The organism is Pseudomonas sp. NFACC08-1 (assembly GCF_900106735.1).
GTDB classification, from domain to species: Bacteria; Pseudomonadota; Gammaproteobacteria; order Pseudomonadales; family Pseudomonadaceae; genus Aquipseudomonas; species Aquipseudomonas fluorescens_Q.
The window spans coordinates 23,803-46,412 of the sequence record NZ_FNNL01000013.1 but is presented as its reverse complement, the minus strand read 5'-3'; the positions used below and the strand labels follow the sequence as shown (position 1 = coordinate 46,412).

Here is a 22,610-nt window from a genome sequence, read left to right as displayed (position 1 = left end):
ACCATCAAAGCTGCCCCAGCACCGGGGTGCTGACGCGGACGTCGGCGTTCTGGCCGCGATGACGCAGCAGGTGATCCATCAACACGATCGCCATCATCGCCTCGGCGATGGGCGTGGCACGGATGCCGACGCACGGGTCATGACGGCCCTTGGTGATGACGTCCACCGGGTTGCCATGGATGTCGATGGAGCGGCCCGGCGTGGTGATGCTGGACGTCGGTTTCAAGGCCAGGTGCGCCACGATTGGCTGGCCCGAGGAAATGCCGCCGAGGATACCGCCGGCATTGTTGCTGAGGAAACCTTGCGGAGTCAGTTCGTCACGGTGCTCGGTGCCGCGCTGGGCGACACAGGCGAAACCGGCGCCGATCTCCACGCCCTTCACCGCGTTGATGCTCATCAGCGCGTGGGCCAGCTCGGCGTCGAGGCGGTCGAAGATCGGCTCGCCAAGGCCCGGCATCACCCCTTCGGCGACCACGGTGATCTTCGCGCCGACCGAATCCTGGTCCCGGCGTAGTTGGTCCATGTAGGCCTCGAGTTCCGGCACCTTGTCCGGGTCGGGGCAGAAGAAGGCGTTCTGTTCCACCGAGTCCCAGGTCTTGAACGGGATTTCGATGGGGCCCAACTGGCTCATGTAGCCACGAATCACGATGCCCTGGCTGGCCAGGTACTTCTTGGCAATCGCCCCGGCCGCCACGCGCATGGCGGTTTCCCGCGCCGAGCTGCGACCGCCGCCACGGTAGTCGCGCTCGCCGTATTTGTGATGGTAGGTGTAGTCGGCGTGGGCCGGGCGGAACAGATCCTTGATCGCCGAGTAGTCCTTGGACTTCTGGTCGGTGTTGCGGATCAACAGGCCGATGGCGCAGCCAGTGGTGCGCCCTTCGAACACGCCGGAAAGGATTTCGACTTCATCGGCTTCCTGGCGCTGGGTGGTGTGGCGGCTGGTGCCGGGCTTGCGGCGGTCCAGGTCACGCTGCAGGTCGTCCAGGGAAATCTCCAGGCCCGGCGGGCAGCCGTCGACAATGGCGACCAACGCCGGGCCATGGCTTTCGCCCGCGGTGGTGACAGTGAACAGCTTGCCGTAGGTATTGCCGGACATGCAGGGTGCTCCGTGAAATCGCTGAGAGACTCAACCTTGGATTCGTAATGCGCGCCAGTATACGCAGGCTCCCCGCGTAGTTCATCCTCGAACCTTATCGACGGCCACCAGTCCAACCGGCACCTTCGCAACTAATGGCGTGATGATGTTAAAACTGCTTGTCTTAAGCCTTACCTTGTTCACCGGCCTGCTTTCCGGCGTGGCCCAGGCCACGGTGCTGCAACGCCCCATCAGCCTCGATACAGGCAACGGTGAGCTTTTCGGTACCTTGTTGCTGCCCAAGTCCGACACGCCGGTGCCGGTTGTCCTGATCATCTCCGGGTCAGGTCCTACGGATCGCGACGGAAACAACCCCGACGGCGGACGCAACGACAGCCTCAAGCGCCTGGCCTGGGTGCTGGCCAGGCACAATATCGCCAGCGTGCGCTATGACAAGCGTGGGGTAGCGGCCAGCCTCGCGGCGACCCCGGACGAGCGCAACCTGAGCGTCGAGGCCTATGTGGCCGATGCCGTGGCCTGGAGCCACAAGCTCGCCGCCGATCCGCGCCTGGGCCCATTGATCCTGCTGGGCCACAGCGAAGGCGCGTTGATCGCCAGCCTCGCCGCGCCCCAGGCCAACGCGGCGGCGGTGATTTCACTGTCTGGCAGCGCCAGGCCGATCGACCAGGTGCTGCGTCAACAATTGAGCAACCGCTTGCCACCGCCGCTGATGTTGCGCAGCAACGAGCTGCTCGACAGCCTCAAGGCCGGTCGGCCCGACGATAACGTGCCGGCACAACTGCTGGTCATTTTCCGCCCCAGCGTACAGCCCTACCTGATCTCGTTGTTCCGCCAGGACCCGGCCCGGGCCTTTGCGGCATTGAAGATGCCAGCCTTGATCATCCAGGGCAGCAACGATATCCAGGTCAGCGTCGATGACGCCAGGCAGTTGAAAGCCGCCAAGCCCGACGCTGAATTGGCGCTGATCGAGGGCATGAACCACGTGATGCGCATCGTGCCCAACGACGTGAAACGGCAACTGGCCTCCTACAAGGATCCCAACCTACCCCTGGCGGCCGAGCTGGGTACGCGGATTTTGCGTTTTATTGACTCGTTAGCCGCCCGTTAGGCGGTTTTAGTCGATTTAGCTTCAGTACTGGCAAAAACAGCCGATAACCCGGTGTCGGATAGCGCAATGGCTACCGACCCGCCGGCCTGGACAGGATTTTTGCCGTTATGACTGAAACTCAAGCTTCCCCCGACACCGCTGCCGAAGCCCCCGCCTCGTCTGCGGTGGAACTGCCGTGGGCCGACGTGCATACCGAGCATCACAAGATGCTCCGCCTGGCGCCGCTCAAGACCGACCGCGCCACCGGTGCGCGGCCATTGCGGTTTGTCGAGTTCAGCTATGCCGAGCGCCACAGCAAGGAACGCAGCCTGCTGCGCATGAGCATCCAGTTGCCGAACCAGCGTGTGCGCAAGGAACAGAATCACTTGGACGTCTGGGCGGACCACGTCGAGAAACGCCTGTTTTTTTCCCCGGACAACCTGCAAGTCGAGCCGTCCAACCGTGGCATCGGCCGTTTCCTGGCGGCCCAGGGCATTACCTGGGCCAAGAAACGCTGGTCGGCCTACCAGGTGCACGGCACCGACCTGGATAACAAAGACGCCCTGAACGAAGACACTCGCCTGCGCCGCGACCGCTTTCTCAAAGCCCAGGGTTTCGAGGTGGTCTACGCCGACGCCCAGCACCTCAAGGGCAGCGTCAAGCCAACCCACGTTGGTGATCTGCTCGGGGACTGGAACACCGAGAAGCTGCAGTTCGTGGAAATCCTTGAAGCGGCGCAGATGCTGCAACAGGCCGAGCAGAACCTGGCGGAACAGGAAGTCAAACTCAAGCAGCAGGAAGAAAAGGTCACCAAGTTCAAGCGCGAAGACGCCGGCCTGCGCTTCACCATCACCTGCCTGGTGGCCTTTGCCATGTTCCAGGCGGGGTTGCTGATCTGGATTGCGACGCGGCACTGATTGCCAGCGGCTTGCCCACACACCCCTGTGGCGAGGGAGCTTGCTCCCGCTCGGCTGCGCAGCAGCCGTAAATCCGCCGGATGCGACTGGCCTGAAAAATCACGATGCACGGGTTTCGGGGCTGCTGCGCAGCCCAGCGGGAGCAAGCTCCCTCGCCACAAAAGCCGCTCACCATCGATCTGATCAAACCCGCGAAGCAAACAACCCCTGGTGCTGGCGGCACTGCTCGGCGCTGAGCATGAACACGCCATGACCACCGCGTTCGAAGTCGAGCCAGGCGAAATCGACTTCCGGGTACAACGCCTCGACGTGCACCTGGCTGTTGCCCACCTCGACAATCAATAATCCCTTCTCGGTCAGATGATCGGCCGCCTCGGCCAGCATCCGGCGAACCAGGTTCAAGCCATCATCGCCACAGGCCAGGCCCAGCTCCGGTTCGTGCTGGTACTCCTGCGGCATGTCGGCGAAATCTTCCGCATCGACGTAAGGCGGGTTCGACACGATCAAGTCGAAACGTTGCCCCGGCAGACCGTCGAAGCCATCGCCCTGGACCGTGAACACGCGCTCGTCGACGCCATGGCGCTCGATGTTCTGGTTGGCCACTTCCAGCGCTTCGAACGACAGGTCGGCCAGCACCACCTCGGCCTCCGGGAACTCATAGGCACAGGCAATGCCGATGCAGCCGGAACCGGTGCACAGATCAAGAATTCGTGCCGGTTCCTGGCCCAGCCACGGCTCGAAATGCTTTTCGATCAGTTCGCCGATGGGCGAGCGCGGAATGAGCACGCGCTCGTCGACGATGAACGACATCCCGCAGAACCAGGCCTCACCCAACAAATAGGCGGTTGGCACACGCTCTGTGATACGCCGGCGCAGCAGGCGCTGCACATGAACCAATTCTTCGTCTTCAAGACGGCAGTCCAGGTAGCTGTCGGCAATTTCCCATGGCAGGTGCAATGCGCCCAACACCAGTTGCCGGGCTTCATCCCACGCATTGTCGGTGCCATGGCCGAAAAACAGATCCTCCCCATGGAAACGGCTGACGGCCCAACGGATATGGTCGCGCAGGGTACGGAGACGAGAAGTGATCACGGCGGCAAACTCCAGAAAAATCGACGGGCGAGTCTACCAGTCAAACGCGACCCCACCCAAACACGCCCCGATAACGAACGAAAAACCCCGGACCAATCGTAGGAATTATCCGTTTTTTGATCAGCCTATTGAACAAGATGAGCATCTTGACAAGGCTGTAGGCCAGCAACGGCGGCCCTTGCGATGGAAGCGATTCACAGAACCGCTCAGCCAGAGGACAATGTCGCAAAAGCCCCACTCGAAGGAGCCCCAGAATGTCCGTTCCAAAAACGATGTTTCAACTCAGCGGCCGTGGTTATGCAGCGGCCAATCTGAGTCAAGCGACCCTGATCATCATCGATGCCCAGAAAGAATACCTCGCCGGCCCCCTGGCCCTGAGCGGCATGGATGCAGCCGTCGCGAACATCAAGCAATTGCTCGGCGCGGCCCGTGCAGCCGGTCGGCCAATCGTGCATGTGCGCCACCTGGGCACCCATGGCGGGCTGTTCGATCCACAAGGCGAGCGCGGGGAGTTCATTCCCGGCCTCGAACCCCAGGCCGACGAAACCGTGATCGAAAAGCTACTGCCCAGCGCCTTCCACGGCACCGAGTTGAAAAAGCGCCTGGAAGACTTCGGCCCCCTGGACCTGATCGTGTGCGGGTTCATGAGCCACTCCAGCGTCAGCACCACCGTGCGCGCCGCCAAGAACCTGGGCTTTCGCTGTACCCTGGTGGAAGACGCCTGCGCCACTCGCGACCTGCCGTACAAGGGCGGCGTCCTCAGCGCCGAACACGTTCAGCAGACCGAAATGGCGATCATGGCGGACAACTTCGCCACCCTGGCGTTGACCCGTGACTTCATCTGATTCGCCTTGATGAGCGGCCACTTTCGCCGCTCATCCGCAAAAGCCTCGCATTTGCCGCAATTGCCCTACCTTCAGGAACAACCCGAACATCTTCCGGTCGAAGGGCCGATACCCATTGAGGAAGGTCGGAATGAAGTTATCCGATGGTTTTGACGCACGTCGCTTGCGGCCCAAGGGCCCGAGTAACTGGCGGTTTCGTTTTGGCGCGGCAATCGCCGCGCTACTGGCAACACTCGGTGTGTTGCTGGCCATGGCCGGTGCGGCCAGCCTGCTGGGCCGCCCGCCCGCTCTGGGCGAATTGAATGCCACCCCACTGGGTTCGGCGATCATCCTGGCGATCGGTCTTTTCGTGTTGTTGCTGGGCGTCTGGCTCTGGCGCCGCTGCCGCCGTCGCGCCCGCCAATCCCTGGAGCTGGCCATGGCTCCGCACCTGATGAAAAAGCACGACTGACCCGCCATCCGACGTTTTGTCGCGCCTGATCCCGCCAGAGTTGGGTAAACTGGTCGGCTTCGCGGAGGCTGACATGCAAGACGACGACTTTTCCCTGTTCAAAAGTGCGATCCAGGGCGTAAAACCGATCAAGCACGACCGCGCCGAGACCGGCAAGCCCAAGGCTGATCGCGCACAAATCGCCAAGCTGCGCCAGGCCGCTACCGTGCGCACCGACGCCACGACCGTGGATGGCTTGTCCGATCAGTTCGTGATCGACGTCGGGCCGGAAGACGAGTTGATGTGGGCACGCGACGGTGTCCAGGAAAGCCAGATGCGCAAGCTGAAGGTCGGCCAGATCCCCTTCGAAGGCAGCCTCGACCTGCACGGCATGACCGTGGAAAAGGCCCGGGAAACTCTTTGGGCGTTCCTGGCCGAAGCCACGAAATTCGAAATCCGCTGCGTGCGCGTCACCCATGGCAAAGCCGTGCGCCTGGACGGTAAGCGGCCGATGATCAAGAGCCACGTCAACACCTGGCTGCGCCAGCACCCGCAAGTGCTGGGCTTCACCTCCTGCCAGGCAAAACACGGCGGCGCCGGAGCGGTGTACGTGATGCTCAAGCGCACCATGATGGAAGGTCGCGACGAATAGCCCTCGATTGCCGAGCTTGCAGCGCCGTGTCCGCCACCGTACCCTTGCCCTTTGCGTAAAATCCCACAGGTAGTTTCATGTCTCTGGAACAGAATTATTCCGCGATCCTCGGCCAATTGGGCGAGGACGTTTCCCGCGAGGGCCTGCTCGACACGCCCAAGCGTGCTGCCAAGGCCATGCAGTACCTCTGCCGCGGTTATGAACAGACCCTTGAAGAAGTCACCAACGGTGCCTTGTTCAGCTCCGACAACAGCGAGATGGTGCTGGTCAAGGACATCGAGTTGTACTCGTTGTGCGAGCACCACCTGCTGCCTTTCATCGGCAAGGCTCACGTGGCCTACATCCCGAGCGGCAAGGTGCTGGGTCTGTCGAAAGTCGCGCGCATCGTCGACATGTATGCCCGTCGCCTGCAGATCCAGGAGAACCTCAGCCGCCAGATCGCCGACGCGGTCCAGCAAGTGACCGGTGCCTTGGGCGTGGCGGTGGTGATCGAGGCCAAGCACATGTGCATGATGATGCGCGGTGTGGAAAAGCAGAATTCCTCGATGATCACCTCGGTGATGCTCGGCGAGTTCCGGGAAAACGCCGCCACTCGCAGCGAATTCCTCAGCCTCATCAAGTAATCCGCCGCATGAAGAAAACCGGCATTGATCGCCGGTTTTTTTTCGCCTGTGAAAAATCAGGTAAGCTGCGCGCCCTCTTCTTCCCTGCCGCGAGGCTTAATACCGTGATCGTCAAAGCGCTTCGGGTTGGCTTGGGCCAGCTCATCATCTTCATCGACTTCATCACCCGCCCGGGCAAGAAAAAGCGCCCAGCCGAGGCCCAGGCGCAGGTCGAGCAGGCCGCTCGCAGCCTGACGCTGTATCAGTTCCACGCCTGCCCGTTCTGCGTGAAAACCCGCCGCACCCTGCGCCGCCTCAACGTACCGGTGGCCCTGCGCGATGCGAAAAACAACGCGCAGGATCGCCAGACACTGCTGGAACAAGGCGGCCGGATCAAGGTGCCGTGCCTGCGGATTGAAGAAAATGGCGAGACCACCTGGATGTATGAGTCCAAGGTGATCATTGAGTATCTGGACAAGCGGTTCTCGGCAGCCTGACCATTTTCCACCGTGACGACTGGCCCCATCGTGAGCTTGCTCGCGATGGGGCCCGGACAGCCACCGCAGAATCCTGATATCAAGCCGCTTTTGCCGCCAACGCCTCCCGCACCACCCCCGCCAAGCGCTTGAGCCCTTCATCCAGCCGCGCCGGGTCGATGTGGCTGAAATTCAAACGCAAGTGCCCCGGGTGCTGGTCCGGCTCGGGGAAAAAGGGCTCCCCCGGCATGAACGCCACGTCGGCAGCCAGTGCGGCGGCGAGCAAGGTGCGGGTGTCCAGCGGTTGCTTGAGGGTCAGCCAGAAGAACAGCCCGCCCTCGGGCACGTTCCAGTCCGCGAGGTCGGTGAAATGCTTCTCCAGCGCGGCCTGGAACCGATCGCGGCGGTCCCGGTAAAAATCCCTCAGCTCACTCAAATGGCGACGGTACCGCTCGGTGCCGATCCATTGCAACGCCTGCCATTGGCCGATGCGATTGGTGTGCAGGTCCGCTGACTGCTTGAGTCGCAGCAGATGCGGGAACAGATCCGGACTGGCAATCAAATAGCCTACCCGTAGCCCCGGCAACAGGGTTTTCGACACGGTGCCGGTGTAGATCCAACTGGCCTTCTTCAAGCGACTGACGATCGGCGTGGCGCTGCCGCCATCGAACGTCAGCTCGCGGTAGGGTTCGTCCTCGATCAGGGTCACGCCAAACTCATCCAGCAGCGCCGCCACGGCATCGCGCTTGGTCTCGCTGTAGCGCACCGCCGAGGGGTTCTGGAAGGTCGGAATCAGGTAGATGAACGCCGGCCGATGCCGCTCCAGCCGAGCCCGTAACGCTTTCAGGTCCGGACCGTCGGCTTCCAGGGGCACCGTGATGCAATCGGCGCCAAACAGCTGGAAAATCTGCAACGCCGCCAGGTAAGTGGGCGCTTCCAACATCACTTCAGTCCCAACGTCGATGTGCAGCTTGGCCGCCAGGTCAAGGGTTTGCTGGGAGCCGCTGACCACCAGCACCTGACTCGCCTCACAGGCCACACCCAGCGCCCGCGCCTGGGCCGCCAGGGCTTCGCGCAGGGCGGGTTCGCCTTCGCTCATGCCGTACTGGCCCATGGACAAGGGCATGGCCGCCCATTCCACTTTCGGCAGCATGGCTTCGGCCGGCAGGCCGCCGGCGAACGACATCACTTCAGGGCGCTGCGCCGCCGCGAGGATTTCTCGAATCAAAGAACTTTTGAGGCGCGAGACACGTTCGGAAAAAGCCATGGGGTCACCTGTAGCGGGGCACGGGAGGAATGAGTCAAACTGGTTGACCGAAATTACGCCGACCCGTGTGGATACGTCAATATGCTTGACCTTAAAAACCCAACTTCCCAACAAATGGCCATGGAAGCGTTCTTCTTCGGTTACCAGGCGTTCACCGCCAAGGCCGATGAAATGCTCGAGCGCCGCGGGTTGAGCCGGGTGCACCAGCGAATCGTTTTTTTCATCGCCCGCTACCCGTCCCTGAGCGTGAAGGAGTTGCTGGCGGTTCTTGGCGTGAGCAAGCAAGCGCTGAACATGCCGTTGCGGCAGCTGATGGAAATGCACCTGGTGAACAGCGTCGCGTCCGAGACCGACAAGCGTAAACGGCTGCTGGAACTGACGGCCGAGGGCGAGCGGTTCGAACAGGCGTTGCGGCGTGAGCAGGTGAAATTGCTGGAGCGGGTGTTTACCGAGGCTGGGGAGGCGGCGGTGAATGGCTGGTTAGCGGTAAACCTGGCACTGGGGAAGGGACAGGTGGCTGTCGACTGAGTTTCCTCCGCAAGCTGTGTATTGCCCGGTCTATCGCCATCGCGGGCAAGCCTTGCTCCCACGGAGGGTCTCAGCGGACGCTCGCTGTGGGAGCAAAGCGTGCTCGCGATAGCGCCCGCAACGGCGATATATCCCTATCGCCCGACATTTCGTCGACAACACAGAAAACATTATTTGCATTATTTGTATACAAAAGCATAATTCGCTTCGTGCGAGTTCCTGACCAATAGGTCAACATACTTCGCCAGCCTTACCTGCCTCAGCGCATCGCAACCACCCCCAGGGCGTATGCGGTGCTGGAAATAACAATAAGACTCTTGAGGAGTACTCGCTGTGGAAAGCCGCAAACCCGAAGCCCGGACGCTGGACCTCTCGCCGCCGCTACGCAGTGGCTGGCTGGAGCGCATCTTCAAACTCAGCTTGCATGGCACCACGGTGAAGACCGAGCTGATTGCCGGCCTGACGACCTTCATCACCATGGCCTACATCATCTTCGTCAACCCCAACATCATGGCCGACGCCGGCATCGATCACGGCGCCGCCTTCGTCGCCACCTGCATCGCCGCGGCCCTGGGTTGCCTGCTGATGGGACTGTACGCCAACTGGCCGGTGGGCCTGGCGCCAGGCATGGGTTTGAACGCGTTCTTCACCTACACCGTGGTCGGGACCATGGGCTACAACTGGGAAACCGCGTTGGGCGCGGTGTTCATTTCCGGTGTGCTGTTCATGATCCTGACCCTGTCACGGGTGCGCGAGTGGCTGCTCAACAGCATTCCAGTGAGCCTGCGGTTCGCCATGGGCGCGGGGGTCGGCTTGTTCCTCGGACTGATCGGCCTGAAAACCGCCGGGATCATCGTCGACAGCCCCGCGACCCTGATCAAGCTCGGCTCGTTGCGTGAGCCCGGTCCATTGTTGGCCGCGGTGTGCTTCCTGATGATCGCCGTGCTCAGTTATCACCGCGTGTTCGGCGCGATCCTGATCAGCATCATCGCGGTGACCCTGGCCGGTTGGGGCCTGGGATTGGTGCAGTACAACGGCGTCATGTCGACACCACCGAGCCTGGCTCCCACCTGGATGGCGATGGACGTAGCCGGTGTGTTCAACGTCAGCATGATCAGCGTGGTGCTGGCCTTCCTGTTCGTGCACATGTTCGACACCGCCGGCACCCTGATGGGCGTTGCCCAGCGCGCCGGCCTGGTGAAAGCCGACGGCAAGATCGAGAACCTGTCCCGCGCCTTGAAAGCCGACAGCGCCTCCAGTGTATTCGGCGCCATGGTTGGCGTGCCGCCGGTGACCAGCTACGTGGAAAGCGCCGCCGGTGTAGCGGCGGGTGGCCGGACGGGGCTTACCGCCGTGACCGTCGGTGTGCTATTTATTGCCGCCATGTTCTTCGCACCGCTGGCCGGGATGATCCCGGCCTACGCCACGGCCGGCGCGTTGATCTACGTCGCCATGCTGATGATGGGCGGCATGGCCCATATCGAATGGGACGAGGCGACCGACAGTATCCCGGCCATCGTCACGGCCATCATGATGCCCCTGACGTTTTCGGTCGCCGACGGTATCGCCCTGGGTTTCATCACCTATGTGGTGCTCAAGGCCGGCACCGGTAAACACAAGGAAATCTCCGTCAGCCTGTGGGTGCTCTGCGCGATCTTCATCGCCAAGTTCATCTTCTTGTAAGCGATACACCTAGCCACCCGCCTCATCCCTTGGATGAGGCTTTTGCACCTGAGGACCCACGCAATGAATCTGGAAACCTGGCTGTTGTTCAGCGGCGCCGCCTTGGTGGTGATCCTCATCCCCGGCCCTCTGTCGCTGTTGATGATCGGCAATAGCCTGAACTACGGCCTGCGCCGCTCGTACCCGGCGTTCCTCGGCGGCGTAATCGCCTCGATCTGCCTGTTGAGCGCATCGGCGCTGGGGCTCGGTGCGTTGTTGATGGCCTCGGAGCAACTGTTCAGCGCCCTGAAGATCGTTGGTGCGCTGTACCTTTTTTATCTAGCCTGGCAGAGCTGGCAGCAGTCGCGCCAACCCGCCCAAGGCGCCGAAGTGCCCCAGGCCGCAGCCGTCCCACGCTTTGGCGCCCTCTTCGGCCGGGCGTTCGTGCTGGGCGCCAGCAACCCGAAGGACATCCTGTTCTTCGCCGCGTTCCTGCCGCAATTCTTGAGCGCCGAGCAAGCGTTCCTGCCGCAACTGTTGATCATGATCGCCACCTGGACCGTACTCGACCTGCTGTGCAAGCTGGCCTACGGTCTCGGCGCCCACGGCGCGGCGCGGTATTTGCGTACGGGGAAAGGCCAGAACTGGTTCAACCGCATCAGCGCAGGATTATTTAGCGGCGCGGGCGCAGCCTCTTTACTGTCCAGTCACTGAACCCGTCGTTTTTCATGTCGGGCTTTCGCAAAACACCGCAACAACCAATCGATGTACACCCTTCAGGAAAACACCTTAGATAGAGGGCCATTCACATCATCGTTGAACAAGGACGTTCACAATGACCAAGGTTTTCTATCCCTCCCCTGTTTCTGACGAGCACGCCGTAGTCATTACGGACCTGGGCTTTCATGCCAATGAGCACACCGTCGAAACACTCGATTTCAGGGTGGCCGATGAGACGCCGCTCAGCGCCGAACACAAGCATCGGCAGGCCCAACTCGATGTCGTGGATAAACTTTATGGCCCACTCTCTATCGGCACCGTGAAGGTGACCCGTTCAGCCCTGGATGCGTTGGGCGCCACGACCGATGGACAACCGCTGACAGGGGACAATACTTTTTTCCGCACCCCCAATCGCTTTTTCTTGAACTCGCTGCAGTTCAGCGCCGTTGACATCGAAACGCGTATGACGATCACCAGCGATGTGGACGACTATCGGTTACCCACTTTGCTTTTCGAAATGGCGAGTCAACGTTCGCCCACGGCGCGCCCCTTGTTGAAAGAAAGTCCTGATACACAGGCTGAACCAACCGGGTATCGAAGCACGCTTGAAAAGCTTTTGAACGCCGCCCAGAGACTCAACCTCCATGCGCTCTCGCAAACCATGAGTTGGGTGAGCCAAGCGAAGAGCAACCTCCTCATCCCAACGGGCCTTGGCCTCCAGGCCTTCGGCATCTACAGCGGTCTGCGAGGCCTGCAGGACGCCATCCAGAACAAGGACGCTTACCAGACGGTCTTCAACGGGGCCGGCGTGGCGGCCGAGATGGCCTCGATCGGTGTCGAGGCAGCGGTGACCCGACAAGCCACTCAGATGATCAAGGCCGGCCAGAGCGCCCTCAGGGATTTCGCCAAAACAGGCTTCGCCATAAGGCTCGCCCGTGGAAGCAGCCTGATCGCCAGCGTACTGACACTGCCTTTCGATATCATCGCCGCTGTCGACTCTTTCAAGGCCGCCGCCCGCGCCACCGGCAAGGAAGCCACCGACCACTACGTCAGCGCCGCCTTGAGCGTCACCAGTGCGGCCATGAGCTTGACCCTCGGCATCGCCGCACTGGCAGGCTTCAGTTCAGCCGGACCCGTGGGCCTTGCCGCAGGGCTTATCCTGGTGGTGGGATCACAAATCTGGGGCGCGATTCGTCAAGTCGATGAAATCGACGACTATATCGAACTCACCGCGCACGAGCGCCTGCGCACCGGTTGGCTCGCTTTCTGGGCAATCAGCCCTGATAAAGACATCCAGGATCGCTACACCCTCGCCAAGGCGACCGCCGAACATACCAAGCGGCTGCGGGCCAATGCCTTGTACTTGCTCAAGGGCCCATTGAAAGACAGCACTGAGGCGATCGTAAACGGAGCATTCACCGTAGAACTCGAACCGGTGACCTACACCACTTGGAATTGGTGGACGGGAGAACAATACCAGGCGACCACAGTACGTCCCAGGATCAAGGACAGCGACGACTGGATCGACGCGCGAAGTGGCGTTACTGCTCAGACGCCCGGCGCAGTCATTGAAACGTCGGCGGAAGATAAAGGCATCCATTGGTATATCGGCGGTGGCGACGACACGGTTCTAGGCGTTGAAAACCAGCCAAATGTCTTCCATTACGGGGCGGGCGTTAAAAAACTGACCGGCGGCGTGAAAGATGACGTTTTCATCTTCGAGGGCTCGGCAGAGTCTCTCAGTGGAGGACAAACAACGAATACCCTGGTGGGAGGCCTAGGCAACGATACGCTCATCTTATCAGGTCGCACCCGCAATAGTCAGGAGCCGCGCCTGGGCTATCAGGTCGACCTGGAGGCCGGGCACGTATCCGTCATCACTCAAGCCAGTCATCAAACAGAGAGCGAACACACTCCCCATGCGCGCCTTGAAGGCATTGAAAATGTCGAAGTCCCCGAGGGCGGTGCCAACGTCATCAAGGGTAGCGCCGGCCCGAACATTATTAAATCCCGCGGCAATGACTCAATCGAGGCCGGCGCGGGAAATGACCGGATTTTTCTCCTGAATGGAAACAACCGTAACGCAGACGGTGGACCTGGCGATGACGTCTATGCCATCGCGCATAAACCCGGTTGTGTCTCCATCAGCGAAGATGGCGTAGGCAACAGCGTCATCGCTCTGGACTGGAGAGCGGACCTGATTGAAAGCTGGCGGATAGAAGAAGGTCATTTGGTTCTGACGTCCTGCTTCGATGCCAACGACTGGGCGCTTCGAAAAGTCATCATCAGGAACGTCTATGAAGACACCGATTATCCAAGCCCCCTACAAAACAATAGGCTGACGTTCATCACCCAGGATGGCTACCATTTGGTACCCGACCTGCCTGACACGATCGAGCACCGCGGTCCGCTGGACATTGAAGCCATCGTGGTGCAGGCAGGAACACCACGAAACCCGGCCATTCTCAATGGACGAAGCGAGCAGCAGATCGCCCATGACAAAGACACGAGTTTTTATGTTTCGCGCATCAATGAACTCACCCGGCTCAAGGTCAAGCAAAAAAGCAAATTCTCCACCACCCTCCATTTGGACTATAGCGACGCTGAACTGACCCGTATCGAAGCCCATTACAGCGCCCACGCCACTCAGGAAGCCGAAGGGGATACCGTGAAATACGGCGAATGTGGCCTGACATTACACTTTGGCGTTCGCCGAGTCGTCTTGAAGAACCTGGCAAGTTCCGATGAACGTTATAGCGCGCAAAACCCGCAGACAGGGCGGCGTGCATTTTCCGCCTTGGGTTCGCATCACACGTTCATTCTGGTCATGAACGACGGCTCATCCTACCGTCTGGTCCAACCCTCGCCTGACTATGATCTGTTGCTGGACAAAACATTCATCGGTAAAGAGCCGGTCGAGTGGAAAACAGAAGCGCCACGGGCACTCACACCGACGAGAAAGCACTACGCCTACCTACAGCCCTTGGACAAGCATCCCCACTACATGCGCAGTTGGGCAGCCTGCGCCCTGCTCACATCCCCTACCGAACAGACAGGCATCGAAGTCCTGATTGGCGAAGGCGCCACCTACCTTGTTCACTTGAGCCCGGACATGACGCTACGCCTGTCCACGCCGGGCGCGCTGGCCGGCGCCAATCCTCGACTCCCCCGGGCCTCGCTATGGGAACTCGACGCCCGGCACCTCGGGCCAGTTGAGATCACGTTTTCTTCCAACCTGCTGCGGATCGGCACAGCAATCATTCATCTTCCAGTCCATGAAGCTGGAGACCTTGTCGACCAGATACGCGTCATCACCGCACGAGGCGTTGTCCATGCTGTCGACAGTCTGTTCGAGCGAGTTTATGTAGAAGCGCTCGATGGCCGGTACTTTGTCCCACTCGCCGATCCCAGCGCAGTGTTGCCCAGCGAACTGTCCAGCCTGGCATCCGAAGAACTGAAGGTCCTTCACATTGCTGTCAAGGATGGGTCTCCCGGCAACTTGAGCTATAACCTCAAAACCCGCCAATGGATCCTCGACACCGATAAGTCCCGAGTCATTGAGACGGCGGACCTGAAAAAAACAGACCTGTGTGAACACGCCCTCCAGATCTATCAGGACCTGGCCCGCGATGGCCTCAGCCAGACCCCACCCATGGGGGATGAAGCCCTGCGTTCGTTGCGTGGCAAGTGCGTGGAATTGATGGAGAGCGTCACATTGGCACACTCGGTGATGTTTGCCCGGGCGCTAGCCCTGAGCGCGGTCTTCGGCATCAGGCTTTCGCAAATGGGCTGGCTCCTCTCATTGGCTGAGCCCTCTCCCGAACAGATATAGGCTTCAGGCATCTTTTCGAAGTTTTTTCCAGACGCCATACATATGTACCGCATCTGCCTGTTGGTTTTCCACGAACATTCTCAAGCCCTGGGCCTGCCCGCTATGCGACAGGCCGCTCGCTTCATGGCCGCATGAATCAACACTATTTTTCAAACTCAAGAACAGGCATTTTCAATGAGTCCAAGACAAAACACCCGGCCCAAGCCGCCAAAGTCGCCCCCCGATACACCTCACTCCAGCCGCGATACGACAGCGGAAACAACGCTCGCAAACCCAGTGAGGGGAGAGGGAATCGATCCACCATCCGTCTCGCCAACCGAGCACGCGATCGAAACGCCTGAATCTTTGCTCTCGACCATTCAGATATCCGAAATGGCATCACCGGCCACCATCCGTGAAGCCCCTGCCTCGGTATCGCTGGACGACTACTACCTTTCACCCGAGCTGGTGCCCATGTTATCGGAGCCGGACGCAACGTCTGGGATCCGGACGTTCAGGACACGCACTTACGTCGAGCTTTCAGAGGGTGGGACGGTGCTGCTTGGACGCGATTCCGAACAGAACTACAGGGCCCGATCAGGCATCGAACTCGTCGCTTCCGGACCACGCCTGGAGCAAGTGGAAGGCAGCCACCTATGGCGTCAGATTCCGCACCGAGAGGCGATGCACGACGATGATTCCGATCTTGCTTCCACGCCCCATAGGCTATCGGATGATGAGGCGTCGCCAGTGACCGCGCCTAAGCGTCAGCGCGCGACGACCTCACAAAGCGAAGCACCTGGGCAAAGCGCCCCGGTATTCAGTAAGAATTGGGGGATCGACCCAAGATTCATGGTGTCCGAGTTCATCACCCTGGACAACGTCCACTACAAGGTGGTGACACGCAGCGACGCGCGAGAACATCCGATCGCCTACGTTCAGCCGCCCACTCATCCCACCTATGATTTTGACCTGTTGGAAGCTACCCTCCGGCATACGCCTGACGAGCAGCCCCGAGGCGCAATGCAAATCCCACCGGATAACCAGTGGGAAATTGACGCCCGGCTTCCCTTTGAAAAACCACTGACGGCTTACGTCAGGGATTGTTTTCCAGAAGTCACGACAGTCACCTTGGAAAACATCGCAAGAAAGCAATTCGAACTCGCCAATAACGGACCGTTCGCCGATGCCGCGGGCTTGACCGCCCTGCGCCAGATTTTCAACGGCTGGAAAAACGCCAACCTCGCGCCGCATCCGCAATGGTCCGATCCGCTCTTGATGCTGCCAACGCTTGCGACCACGGCCTCCTCCAGAGGGGCTGCCCGCTCGATAACCCTGCCCGCCCCATTTTCGACGGGGACGCTGGAGCGGCTGGATTTTGATCCCATGCGGTTCCAGCGACAGTGGCTTTCTTTCCAGTCGACGTACACACCCGTGGAGTTCAAACGCTTTATGGCCGCCCTTCTGACCCGCAACGGCTACACGGTCATGGAGCCAAGCTCCTACAATAGTTTCCCGGCATTGGTATTCCAACGCGCCGAGCATGACCATGTATTTTTCATGAGCCTGCATCGCACCAGGATCCCAAAGATTTCCCTGCCAACGTACCTGGACCCCAATACAGCCGGCGTCCTCCTGGAAAACCAGCTCGGCGAAGCCGCGGCGAAAGTCGTCAGGGACGCCCACGCTGCCAACAAAATCATCTGGCTCAAAGGCGGTACTGAAATCCGTCCAGGCATTGCCGACACGGTCTTCATCATCCGGGATGACAATTCCAGGCTGTAAATACGCCGCGCAAAAAAAGCCCGCAGTGTGAGCGGGCGAAAAACCAAAGAAGCTTTATGCGCAGTGGCTTCCAGGACCAGGCAGTTGCTTGGGGGCTCAACTGCCTCGATAGGTTGAATAGGCGTAAGGCGAAATCAGCAGGGGCACGTGGTAATGCTCCTGCTCGGCCGAAATGCCGAAGCGCAGCACCACCACATCCAGGAACGCCGGCTCGGACAACTGGACACCACGGGCGCGGTAGTAATCGCCGGCATGGAATTGAATCTGATAGACGCCCGAACGGTAGTTATCCCCTTGCAGCAGCGGCGCGTCGCAGCGACCGTCGCTGTTAGTCAGCGCGCTGGCGACCAGCTGCAGTTGCGAACCTTCCACCCGGTACAACTCGACCTTGATCGAGCTGCCCGGGCAGCCGTGTGCAGCATCCAAAACGTGAGTAGTCAAACATCCCATTGATTGTGCGTGCCTCGCTGCTGGGCAGTCCGGCGCGACGCCTCCTGAATCAGTTGAAAGACAGGCCGCACCGTTTCGGAGCACGAAACACTACGGCGATGAGCGAATTAAGACACTTTAAAAGAAAATTGTACACAATAAAAAACAGATATTCAGTCGGCACTCGTCCCGACAAAGGTTCCCGCCCAATCTTAAGCCAAACCAACGGATACGCCATTCTTCCAACCATTAATTGACCATATGGGCAGGTTTCTTGCAGTGTAGACAAACCCGGGACAGCGGTGAAAAATGCAAAAAACCAGGCTTACAAATCGCATATAAAGTTGTATACAATCACTCCATCGTCGTGACGCCAGCCTATGATCCATCGCCAGGGCGCCACCCACATGGTTCGAACAAGAAGGAAAACTGCAGTGAGCGCTGACTACCCACGCGACCTGATCGGTTACGGCAATAACCCTCCCCATCCGCAGTGGCCGGGCAATGCCCGTATCGCCCTGTCCTTCGTGCTCAATTACGAAGAAGGCGGCGAGCGCAACATCCTGCATGGCGACAAGGAATCCGAGGCGTTCCTCTCGGAGATGGTCGCGGCACAACCGCTGCAGGGCGAACGCAACATGAGCATGGAATCGCTGTACGAGTATGGCAGCCGTGCCGGGGTCTGGCGGGTCCTCAAGCTGTTCAAGGCATTCGATATCCCGCTGACCATTTTCGCCGTGGCCATGGCCGCCCAGCGCCATCCGGAGGTGATCCGTGCCATGGTCGCCGCCGGTCACGAAATCTGCAGCCACGGCTATCGCTGGATCGACTACCAATACATGGATGAGGCCCAGGAGCGCGAGCACATGCTCGAAGCGATCCGCATCCTCACCGAAATCACTGGCGAGCGCCCGCTGGGTTGGTACACCGGTCGCACCGGCCCCAATACCCGCCGGCTGGTCATGGAGGAAGGCGGTTTTCTCTATGACAGCGACACCTACGACGACGACCTGCCCTACTGGGAACCGAACACGCCCAATGGCAAACCGCATCTGGTGATCCCCTACACCCTCGACACCAACGACATGCGCTTCACCCAGGTGCAGGGTTTCAACAAGGGCGATGATTTCTTCCAATACCTCAAGGACGCCTTCGACGTGCTGTATGCCGAAGGCGCCGAAGCCCCCAAGATGCTCTCCATAGGCTTGCATTGCCGCCTGATCGGCCGCCCTGCCCGCCTGGCGTCCCTCAAGCGTTTCCTCGAATACGTCAAAGGCCATGAACACGTCTGGTTCAGTCGTCGTGTCGACATTGCGCGTCACTGGCAGCAGACCCATCCGTATCAAGGGGCTTCGAAACCAGGAGCGTCGAAATGAGCGCCTTCCAGACCCTCAAGCCCTCGACCTTGAGCCGTGAAGCCTTCATCCGGGCTTTTGCCGACATCTACGAACATTCGCCATGGGTCGCCGAAAAGGCTTTCGACCTGGGCCAGGACCCGTCGATCGACCAGATCGAAACCCTGCACCTGCGCATGAGCGATATCCTGTTGAGCGCCGATCACGCCAGCCAGTTGGCCCTGATCAACGCTCACCCGGACTTGGCCGGCAAAGCCGCCGTCCAGGGCCAACTGACCGAAGCCAGCACGAATGAACAAGCTGGCGCCGGTATTCACCAATGCACGGCCGAAGAGTTCCAACGCTTCACCGAGCTGAACGACGCCTACAAGGCCAAGTTCAAGTTTCCCTTCATCATGGCGGTAAAAGGCAGCAACCGGCATCAGATCCTCGCGGCGTTCGAAACGCGCATCCATCACTCGGTAGACACCGAATTCAAATGCGCGCTGGCAGAGATCAACAAGATCGCGTTGTTCCGACTACTGACCCTTTAGCGAGCAGCCTCCTGCAAGCATCCCCAGCCAACTTATTAAAGGCAGACAAGAAGAATGAAAGCTTACGCCGTACCTTTCGAGAAGTTCGTCAACCTGGCCGACGCCCGCCTCGGCACCAAGATCATCTCGGTCACCGATGACTGGTTCGCCGACGCCAACCGTCTGTTCCAGCCGACCCCGGCCGTGTGGAAGGAGGGCGTGTTCGACGACAACGGCAAGTGGATGGACGGCTGGGAATCGCGGCGCAAGCGCTTCGAAGGCTACGACAGCGCAGTGATCCGCCTGGGCGTGGCGGGTTCGATCAAAGGCGTGGACATCGACACCTCATTCTTCACCGGTAACTATCCCCCGTCGGCCTCCCTCGAAGCCTGCTTCCTGACTGAAGGCGAGCCAGACGAAAACACCCAATGGACTGAAGTGCTGTCGGCCGTCGAGTTGCAAGGCAACAGCCACCACTATCACGAAATCAACAACGACCAGGCCTTCAGCCATCTGCGTTTCAATATTTACCCCGATGGCGGCGTGGCTCGGTTGCGGGTCTACGGCATTCCGTACCGCGACTGGTCGGCCGTGGGCGACAACGAACAGATCGACCTGGCCGCAGCCCTCAACGGAGGCCGTGCCCTGGCCTGCTCCGATGAACACTTCGGCCGCATGAGCAACATCCTCAACCCGGGTCGTGGCGTCAACATGGGTGATGGCTGGGAAACCGCCCGTCGTCGCACCCCGGGCAATGACTGGGTCATCGTCGCCCTGGGCCACGCCGGCATCGTTGAGCAAGTCATCGTCGACACCCTGCACTTCAAGGGCAACTACCCCGACAGTTGCTCGATCCAGGGCGCGTTCGTCAAGGGCGGCACCGACAGCCAGATCGAAACCCAATCGCTGTTCTGGCGCGAGCTGCTGCCGAGCCAGAAACTGGAAATGCACGCCGAACACACCTTCGCCGAGCAGATCAAGGTCCTGGGACCGATCACCCACATTCGCCTGAACGTGTTCCCGGATGGTGGCGTGAGTCGTCTGCGGGTGCTGGGCAAGATAGCGAAGTAGACACCGCACCTGTGGCGAGGGAGCTTGCTCCCGCTGGACTGCGCAGCAGTCCCATTTCGAGGGCCGCTTCGCGACCCAGCGGGAGCAAGCTCCCTCGCCACAAAAGCTGAACAAACGACACAGAATTTTTTGGATAAGAAGACCAGCATGCGCACACTCAAGATCGAACCGTTGACCAAAGAAGCCTTCGCCCCGTTCGGTGACGTGATCGAAACCGATGGCAGCGATCACTTCATGATCAACAACGGCTCGACCATGCGCTTCCATCGCCTGGCAACGGTGCAAACCGCCACGCCGGACGATCAGGCGATCATCAGCATCTTCCGCGCCGACGCGTTGGAGATGCCGTTGACCGTGCGCATGCTGGAGCGCCATCCGCTGGGCAGCCAGGCGTTCATTCCGCTGCTCGGCAACCCCTTTCTGATCGTGGTCGCGCCACTTGGCGATGCACCTGTATCAGGCTTGGTCCGCGCCTTCGTCACCAACGGCAGGCAGGGCATTAATTACCATCGCGGCGTCTGGCACCACCCGGTGCTGACGATCGAAAAGCGGGATGACTTCCTGGTGGTTGATCGCAGTGGCACAGGCAATAACTGCGATGAGCATTTTTTCCAAGAGGATGAATTTCTAATCCTCGCCCCCCACCAATAAGAGAAGGTCCGATCACGCGCAGACAAGCGTGACGGGCGAGAGGTAAAGACTGTGGAAGCACATATGCTGGAATGGCTGAACCTGAGCGTGCGCTGGGTTCATATGATCACTGGCGTGGCCTGGATCGGCGCGTCGTTCTACTTCGTCTGGCTGGAAAACAACCTCAATCGCGTCAATCCAAAAAGTGGTCTGGCTGGTGACTTGTGGGCCATCCACGGTGGCGGCATCTACCACCTGGAAAAATACAAACTCGCGCCACCGTCCATGCCGGACAACCTGCACTGGTTCAAGTGGGAAGCGTATTTCACCTGGATGTCGGGTGTCGCGCTGCTGTGCGTGGTGTTCTATTGGAACCCGACCCTATACCTGCTGGCCCCCGGCAGCAGCCTCAGCGGCCCCGAAGGCGTGGCGCTGGGTATCGGCTCGTTGTTCGTCGGCTGGTTCGTCTATTCCTTTCTCTGCGACTCGGCCCTGGGCAAGCGCCCCGCCCTGCTCGGTTTGATCCTGTTTGTGCTGTTGATCGCCGCCGCCTATGGGTTCAGCAAGGTGTTCAGCGGTCGCGGTGCCTACCTGCACGTCGGGGCGGTCATCGGCACGATCATGGTCGGCAACGTGTTCCGCATCATCATGCCAGCCCAACGTGCGCTGGTGGCGGCCATCGCCGAGAACCGCACGCCCGATCCGGCGTTGCCGGCCAAGGGTTTGCTGCGTTCGCGCCACAACAACTACTTCACCCTGCCGGTGCTGTTCATCATGATCAGCAACCATTTCCCGAGCACCTACGGCAGCCAGTACAACTGGCTGATCCTGGCCGGGATCGCCGTGGCGGCGGTGTTGGTGCGGCATTACTTCAACACGCGCCATGACAGCAACCGGTTTGCCTGGACGCTGCCAGTCGGTGCTTTGGCGATGATCTGCCTGGCTTATGTCACGGGGCCCAAGCCCATGCCCACCACGCCGGAAGTAGCCAAGGTACCTGGCGTGATCGAGTACCAACCGTTGCCGGAAACGGCAGTGGGTGGCGGCGCGAAACCGGCAACCGCCCCGGCCGCACCGGCATCGGCACCCACTCAGGCCGCCAACGCTCAGGGCCCATCGTTCGAGAAGGTCCACAGCGTGATCCAGGAGCGCTGTTCGGTCTGCCATTCGGCCAAGCCCACCAGCCCGTTGTTCAGCGCCGCGCCAGGTGGGGTGATGTTCGATACACCAGAGCAGATCCAGCAACAGGCTGCGCGCATCCAGGCCCAGGCCGTGGCCACCCAGATCATGCCCTTGGGCAACATCACCCAGATGACCCAGCAGGAACGCGACCTGATCGGCGCGTGGATCAACCAGGGCGCGCGGACCAACTGAGCCGCGCCCCAAATTCGCCGCGAATGCGCCGTTGCAGGGCACTTGATCCCACCAGGACAAGCCCGTACCCTGCGCGGCCGTTCACACCCGGGCAGCGTAAAAAAATCATCGAATCCTGACCGAAACGCCAGCTTATCCCGGCATCACGGGGGATATCGGACGTCCCCGGAAAACATCTTTTTCGACTGTTCCAAATAGCTGGACGAGCTTTTTTCGGGTTTGGCTCAGCTCTTGCTATCAGCATCTGCCACGAGCAAAAAGCTGACCGA

The 22,610-nt window shown here is 60.2% G+C and carries 21 protein-coding genes; 17 read left to right on the top strand and 4 right to left on the bottom strand.

The genetic code is table 11. The features are described 5' to 3' along the window. Positions 1-4: 4 nt before the first annotated feature. On the bottom strand, positions 5-1,096 hold the full coding sequence (aroC, locus tag BLU76_RS23310) for a chorismate synthase (RefSeq protein WP_003204486.1): 1,092 nt from the start codon (positions 1,094-1,096) through the stop codon (positions 5-7). A 142-nt stretch (positions 1,097-1,238) separates the two neighbouring features. On the opposite strand from aroC, the gene BLU76_RS23305 reads away from it, so the two are divergent. Both BLU76_RS23305 and BLU76_RS23300 read left to right on the top strand, forming a co-directional pair. Continuing rightward, entirely contained in the window at positions 1,239-2,204 is a 966-nt protein-coding gene (locus BLU76_RS23305; RefSeq protein WP_092224666.1) for an alpha/beta hydrolase, read from the top strand. 107 nt (positions 2,205-2,311) lie between these two features. After that, on the top strand, positions 2,312-3,100 hold the full coding sequence (locus BLU76_RS23300; RefSeq protein WP_063324822.1) for a hypothetical protein: 789 nt from the start codon (positions 2,312-2,314) through the stop codon (positions 3,098-3,100). A 183-nt stretch (positions 3,101-3,283) separates the two neighbouring features. Here the strand turns inward: BLU76_RS23300 and prmB are convergent, their stop codons facing one another. Next, on the bottom strand, positions 3,284-4,192 hold the full coding sequence (gene prmB / locus BLU76_RS23295; RefSeq protein WP_003204491.1) for a 50S ribosomal protein L3 N(5)-glutamine methyltransferase: 909 nt from the start codon (positions 4,190-4,192) through the stop codon (positions 3,284-3,286). A gap of 254 nt (positions 4,193-4,446) precedes the next feature. On the opposite strand from prmB, the gene BLU76_RS23290 reads away from it, so the two are divergent. The 5 genes from BLU76_RS23290 (at position 4,447) to BLU76_RS23270 (ending at position 7,218) form a co-directional block, all read left to right on the top strand. Then, the gene (locus tag BLU76_RS23290) at positions 4,447-5,037 is read left to right on the top strand and encodes a cysteine hydrolase family protein (protein ID WP_003204493.1); all 591 of its coding nucleotides are present in this window, start codon (positions 4,447-4,449) and stop codon (positions 5,035-5,037) included. A gap of 130 nt (positions 5,038-5,167) precedes the next feature. Beyond that, positions 5,168-5,488, top strand: a complete 321-nt coding sequence (locus BLU76_RS23285; RefSeq protein ID WP_063324821.1) for a hypothetical protein — start codon at positions 5,168-5,170, stop codon at positions 5,486-5,488. 73 nt (positions 5,489-5,561) lie between these two features. Further along, positions 5,562-6,119 (top strand): Smr/MutS family protein, encoded by a 558-nt coding sequence (locus BLU76_RS23280; protein WP_025214971.1) that lies wholly within the window; start codon positions 5,562-5,564, stop codon positions 6,117-6,119. 77 nt (positions 6,120-6,196) lie between these two features. Beyond that, on the top strand, positions 6,197-6,742 hold the full coding sequence (gene folE / locus BLU76_RS23275) for a GTP cyclohydrolase I FolE (RefSeq protein ID WP_072348971.1): 546 nt from the start codon (positions 6,197-6,199) through the stop codon (positions 6,740-6,742). A gap of 104 nt (positions 6,743-6,846) precedes the next feature. Next, positions 6,847-7,218, top strand: a complete 372-nt coding sequence (locus BLU76_RS23270) for a glutathione S-transferase N-terminal domain-containing protein (protein WP_092147896.1) — start codon at positions 6,847-6,849, stop codon at positions 7,216-7,218. A 79-nt stretch (positions 7,219-7,297) separates the two neighbouring features. On the opposite strand, the gene BLU76_RS23265 is transcribed toward BLU76_RS23270, so the two are convergent. After that, complete coding sequence (locus tag BLU76_RS23265; RefSeq protein WP_092224664.1) at positions 7,298-8,464, bottom strand: aminotransferase-like domain-containing protein; 1,167 nt, start codon at positions 8,462-8,464, stop codon at positions 7,298-7,300. Positions 8,465-8,545: 81 nt separating this feature from the next. On the opposite strand from BLU76_RS23265, the gene BLU76_RS23260 reads away from it, so the two are divergent. The 5 genes from BLU76_RS23260 to BLU76_RS23240 all read left to right on the top strand — a co-directional run bounded on the left by BLU76_RS23260 (position 8,546) and on the right by BLU76_RS23240 (position 16,970). Then, on the top strand, positions 8,546-8,992 hold the full coding sequence (locus BLU76_RS23260; protein ID WP_092147764.1) for a MarR family winged helix-turn-helix transcriptional regulator: 447 nt from the start codon (positions 8,546-8,548) through the stop codon (positions 8,990-8,992). Positions 8,993-9,325: 333 nt separating this feature from the next. Continuing rightward, complete coding sequence (locus BLU76_RS23255) at positions 9,326-10,675, top strand: NCS2 family permease (RefSeq protein ID WP_063324817.1); 1,350 nt, start codon at positions 9,326-9,328, stop codon at positions 10,673-10,675. Positions 10,676-10,738: 63 nt separating this feature from the next. After that, positions 10,739-11,368, top strand: coding sequence for a LysE family translocator (locus BLU76_RS23250; RefSeq protein WP_092224662.1), 630 nt, complete (start codon positions 10,739-10,741; stop codon positions 11,366-11,368). A gap of 121 nt (positions 11,369-11,489) precedes the next feature. Beyond that, positions 11,490-15,206: a calcium-binding protein gene (locus BLU76_RS23245; protein ID WP_177344751.1), complete on the top strand. Its 3,717-nt coding sequence runs from the start codon at positions 11,490-11,492 to the stop codon at positions 15,204-15,206. 174 nt (positions 15,207-15,380) lie between these two features. After that, on the top strand, positions 15,381-16,970 hold the full coding sequence (locus BLU76_RS23240; RefSeq protein ID WP_139199629.1) for a hypothetical protein: 1,590 nt from the start codon (positions 15,381-15,383) through the stop codon (positions 16,968-16,970). A 96-nt stretch (positions 16,971-17,066) separates the two neighbouring features. On the opposite strand, the gene uraH is transcribed toward BLU76_RS23240, so the two are convergent. Next, positions 17,067-17,420, bottom strand: a complete 354-nt coding sequence (gene uraH, locus BLU76_RS23235; protein WP_092224658.1) for a hydroxyisourate hydrolase — start codon at positions 17,418-17,420, stop codon at positions 17,067-17,069. Between the two features lie 413 nt (positions 17,421-17,833). Between uraH and puuE the strand changes: the two genes are divergently transcribed. The 5 genes from puuE (at position 17,834) to BLU76_RS23210 (ending at position 22,341) form a co-directional block, all read left to right on the top strand. Beyond that, positions 17,834-18,775: an allantoinase PuuE gene (gene puuE / locus BLU76_RS23230; RefSeq protein ID WP_063324813.1), complete on the top strand. Its 942-nt coding sequence runs from the start codon at positions 17,834-17,836 to the stop codon at positions 18,773-18,775. Continuing rightward, a complete protein-coding gene (gene uraD, locus BLU76_RS23225) occupies positions 18,772-19,287 on the top strand; it encodes a 2-oxo-4-hydroxy-4-carboxy-5-ureidoimidazoline decarboxylase (RefSeq protein WP_092224656.1) in 516 nt (171 codons plus the stop codon). The genes puuE and uraD overlap by 4 nt, the downstream gene beginning before the upstream one ends. A 54-nt stretch (positions 19,288-19,341) precedes the next feature. Then, positions 19,342-20,337, top strand: a complete 996-nt coding sequence (gene alc / locus BLU76_RS23220) for an allantoicase (protein WP_092147753.1) — start codon at positions 19,342-19,344, stop codon at positions 20,335-20,337. A gap of 147 nt (positions 20,338-20,484) precedes the next feature. Beyond that, a complete protein-coding gene (locus BLU76_RS23215) occupies positions 20,485-20,988 on the top strand; it encodes an ureidoglycolate lyase (protein ID WP_092147750.1) in 504 nt (167 codons plus the stop codon). A gap of 51 nt (positions 20,989-21,039) precedes the next feature. Continuing rightward, positions 21,040-22,341: a urate hydroxylase PuuD gene (locus BLU76_RS23210; RefSeq protein WP_092147745.1), complete on the top strand. Its 1,302-nt coding sequence runs from the start codon at positions 21,040-21,042 to the stop codon at positions 22,339-22,341. Positions 22,342-22,610 lie beyond the last annotated feature (269 nt).

Excerpts from the sequence above, each read along its gene's own strand:
- aroC (WP_003204486.1), bottom strand. The coding sequence starts at position 1,096 with ATGTCCGGCAATACCTACGGCAAGCTGTTCACTGTCACCACCGCGGGC.
- BLU76_RS23305 (WP_092224666.1), top strand. The coding sequence starts at position 1,239 with ATGATGTTAAAACTGCTTGTCTTAAGCCTTACCTTGTTCACCGGCCTG.
- BLU76_RS23300 (WP_063324822.1), top strand. The coding sequence starts at position 2,312 with ATGACTGAAACTCAAGCTTCCCCCGACACCGCTGCCGAAGCCCCCGCC.
- BLU76_RS23290 (WP_003204493.1), top strand. The coding sequence starts at position 4,447 with ATGTCCGTTCCAAAAACGATGTTTCAACTCAGCGGCCGTGGTTATGCA.
- BLU76_RS23285 (WP_063324821.1), top strand. The coding sequence starts at position 5,168 with ATGAAGTTATCCGATGGTTTTGACGCACGTCGCTTGCGGCCCAAGGGC.
- BLU76_RS23280 (WP_025214971.1), top strand. The coding sequence starts at position 5,562 with ATGCAAGACGACGACTTTTCCCTGTTCAAAAGTGCGATCCAGGGCGTA.
- folE (WP_072348971.1), top strand. The coding sequence starts at position 6,197 with ATGTCTCTGGAACAGAATTATTCCGCGATCCTCGGCCAATTGGGCGAG.
- BLU76_RS23265 (WP_092224664.1), bottom strand. The coding sequence starts at position 8,464 with ATGGCTTTTTCCGAACGTGTCTCGCGCCTCAAAAGTTCTTTGATTCGA.
- BLU76_RS23260 (WP_092147764.1), top strand. The coding sequence starts at position 8,546 with ATGCTTGACCTTAAAAACCCAACTTCCCAACAAATGGCCATGGAAGCG.
- BLU76_RS23250 (WP_092224662.1), top strand. The coding sequence starts at position 10,739 with ATGAATCTGGAAACCTGGCTGTTGTTCAGCGGCGCCGCCTTGGTGGTG.
- BLU76_RS23245 (WP_177344751.1), top strand. The coding sequence starts at position 11,490 with ATGACCAAGGTTTTCTATCCCTCCCCTGTTTCTGACGAGCACGCCGTA.
- BLU76_RS23240 (WP_139199629.1), top strand. The coding sequence starts at position 15,381 with ATGAGTCCAAGACAAAACACCCGGCCCAAGCCGCCAAAGTCGCCCCCC.
- uraH (WP_092224658.1), bottom strand. The coding sequence starts at position 17,420 with ATGGGATGTTTGACTACTCACGTTTTGGATGCTGCACACGGCTGCCCG.
- uraD (WP_092224656.1), top strand. The coding sequence starts at position 18,772 with ATGAGCGCCTTCCAGACCCTCAAGCCCTCGACCTTGAGCCGTGAAGCC.
- alc (WP_092147753.1), top strand. The coding sequence starts at position 19,342 with ATGAAAGCTTACGCCGTACCTTTCGAGAAGTTCGTCAACCTGGCCGAC.
- BLU76_RS23215 (WP_092147750.1), top strand. The coding sequence starts at position 20,485 with ATGCGCACACTCAAGATCGAACCGTTGACCAAAGAAGCCTTCGCCCCG.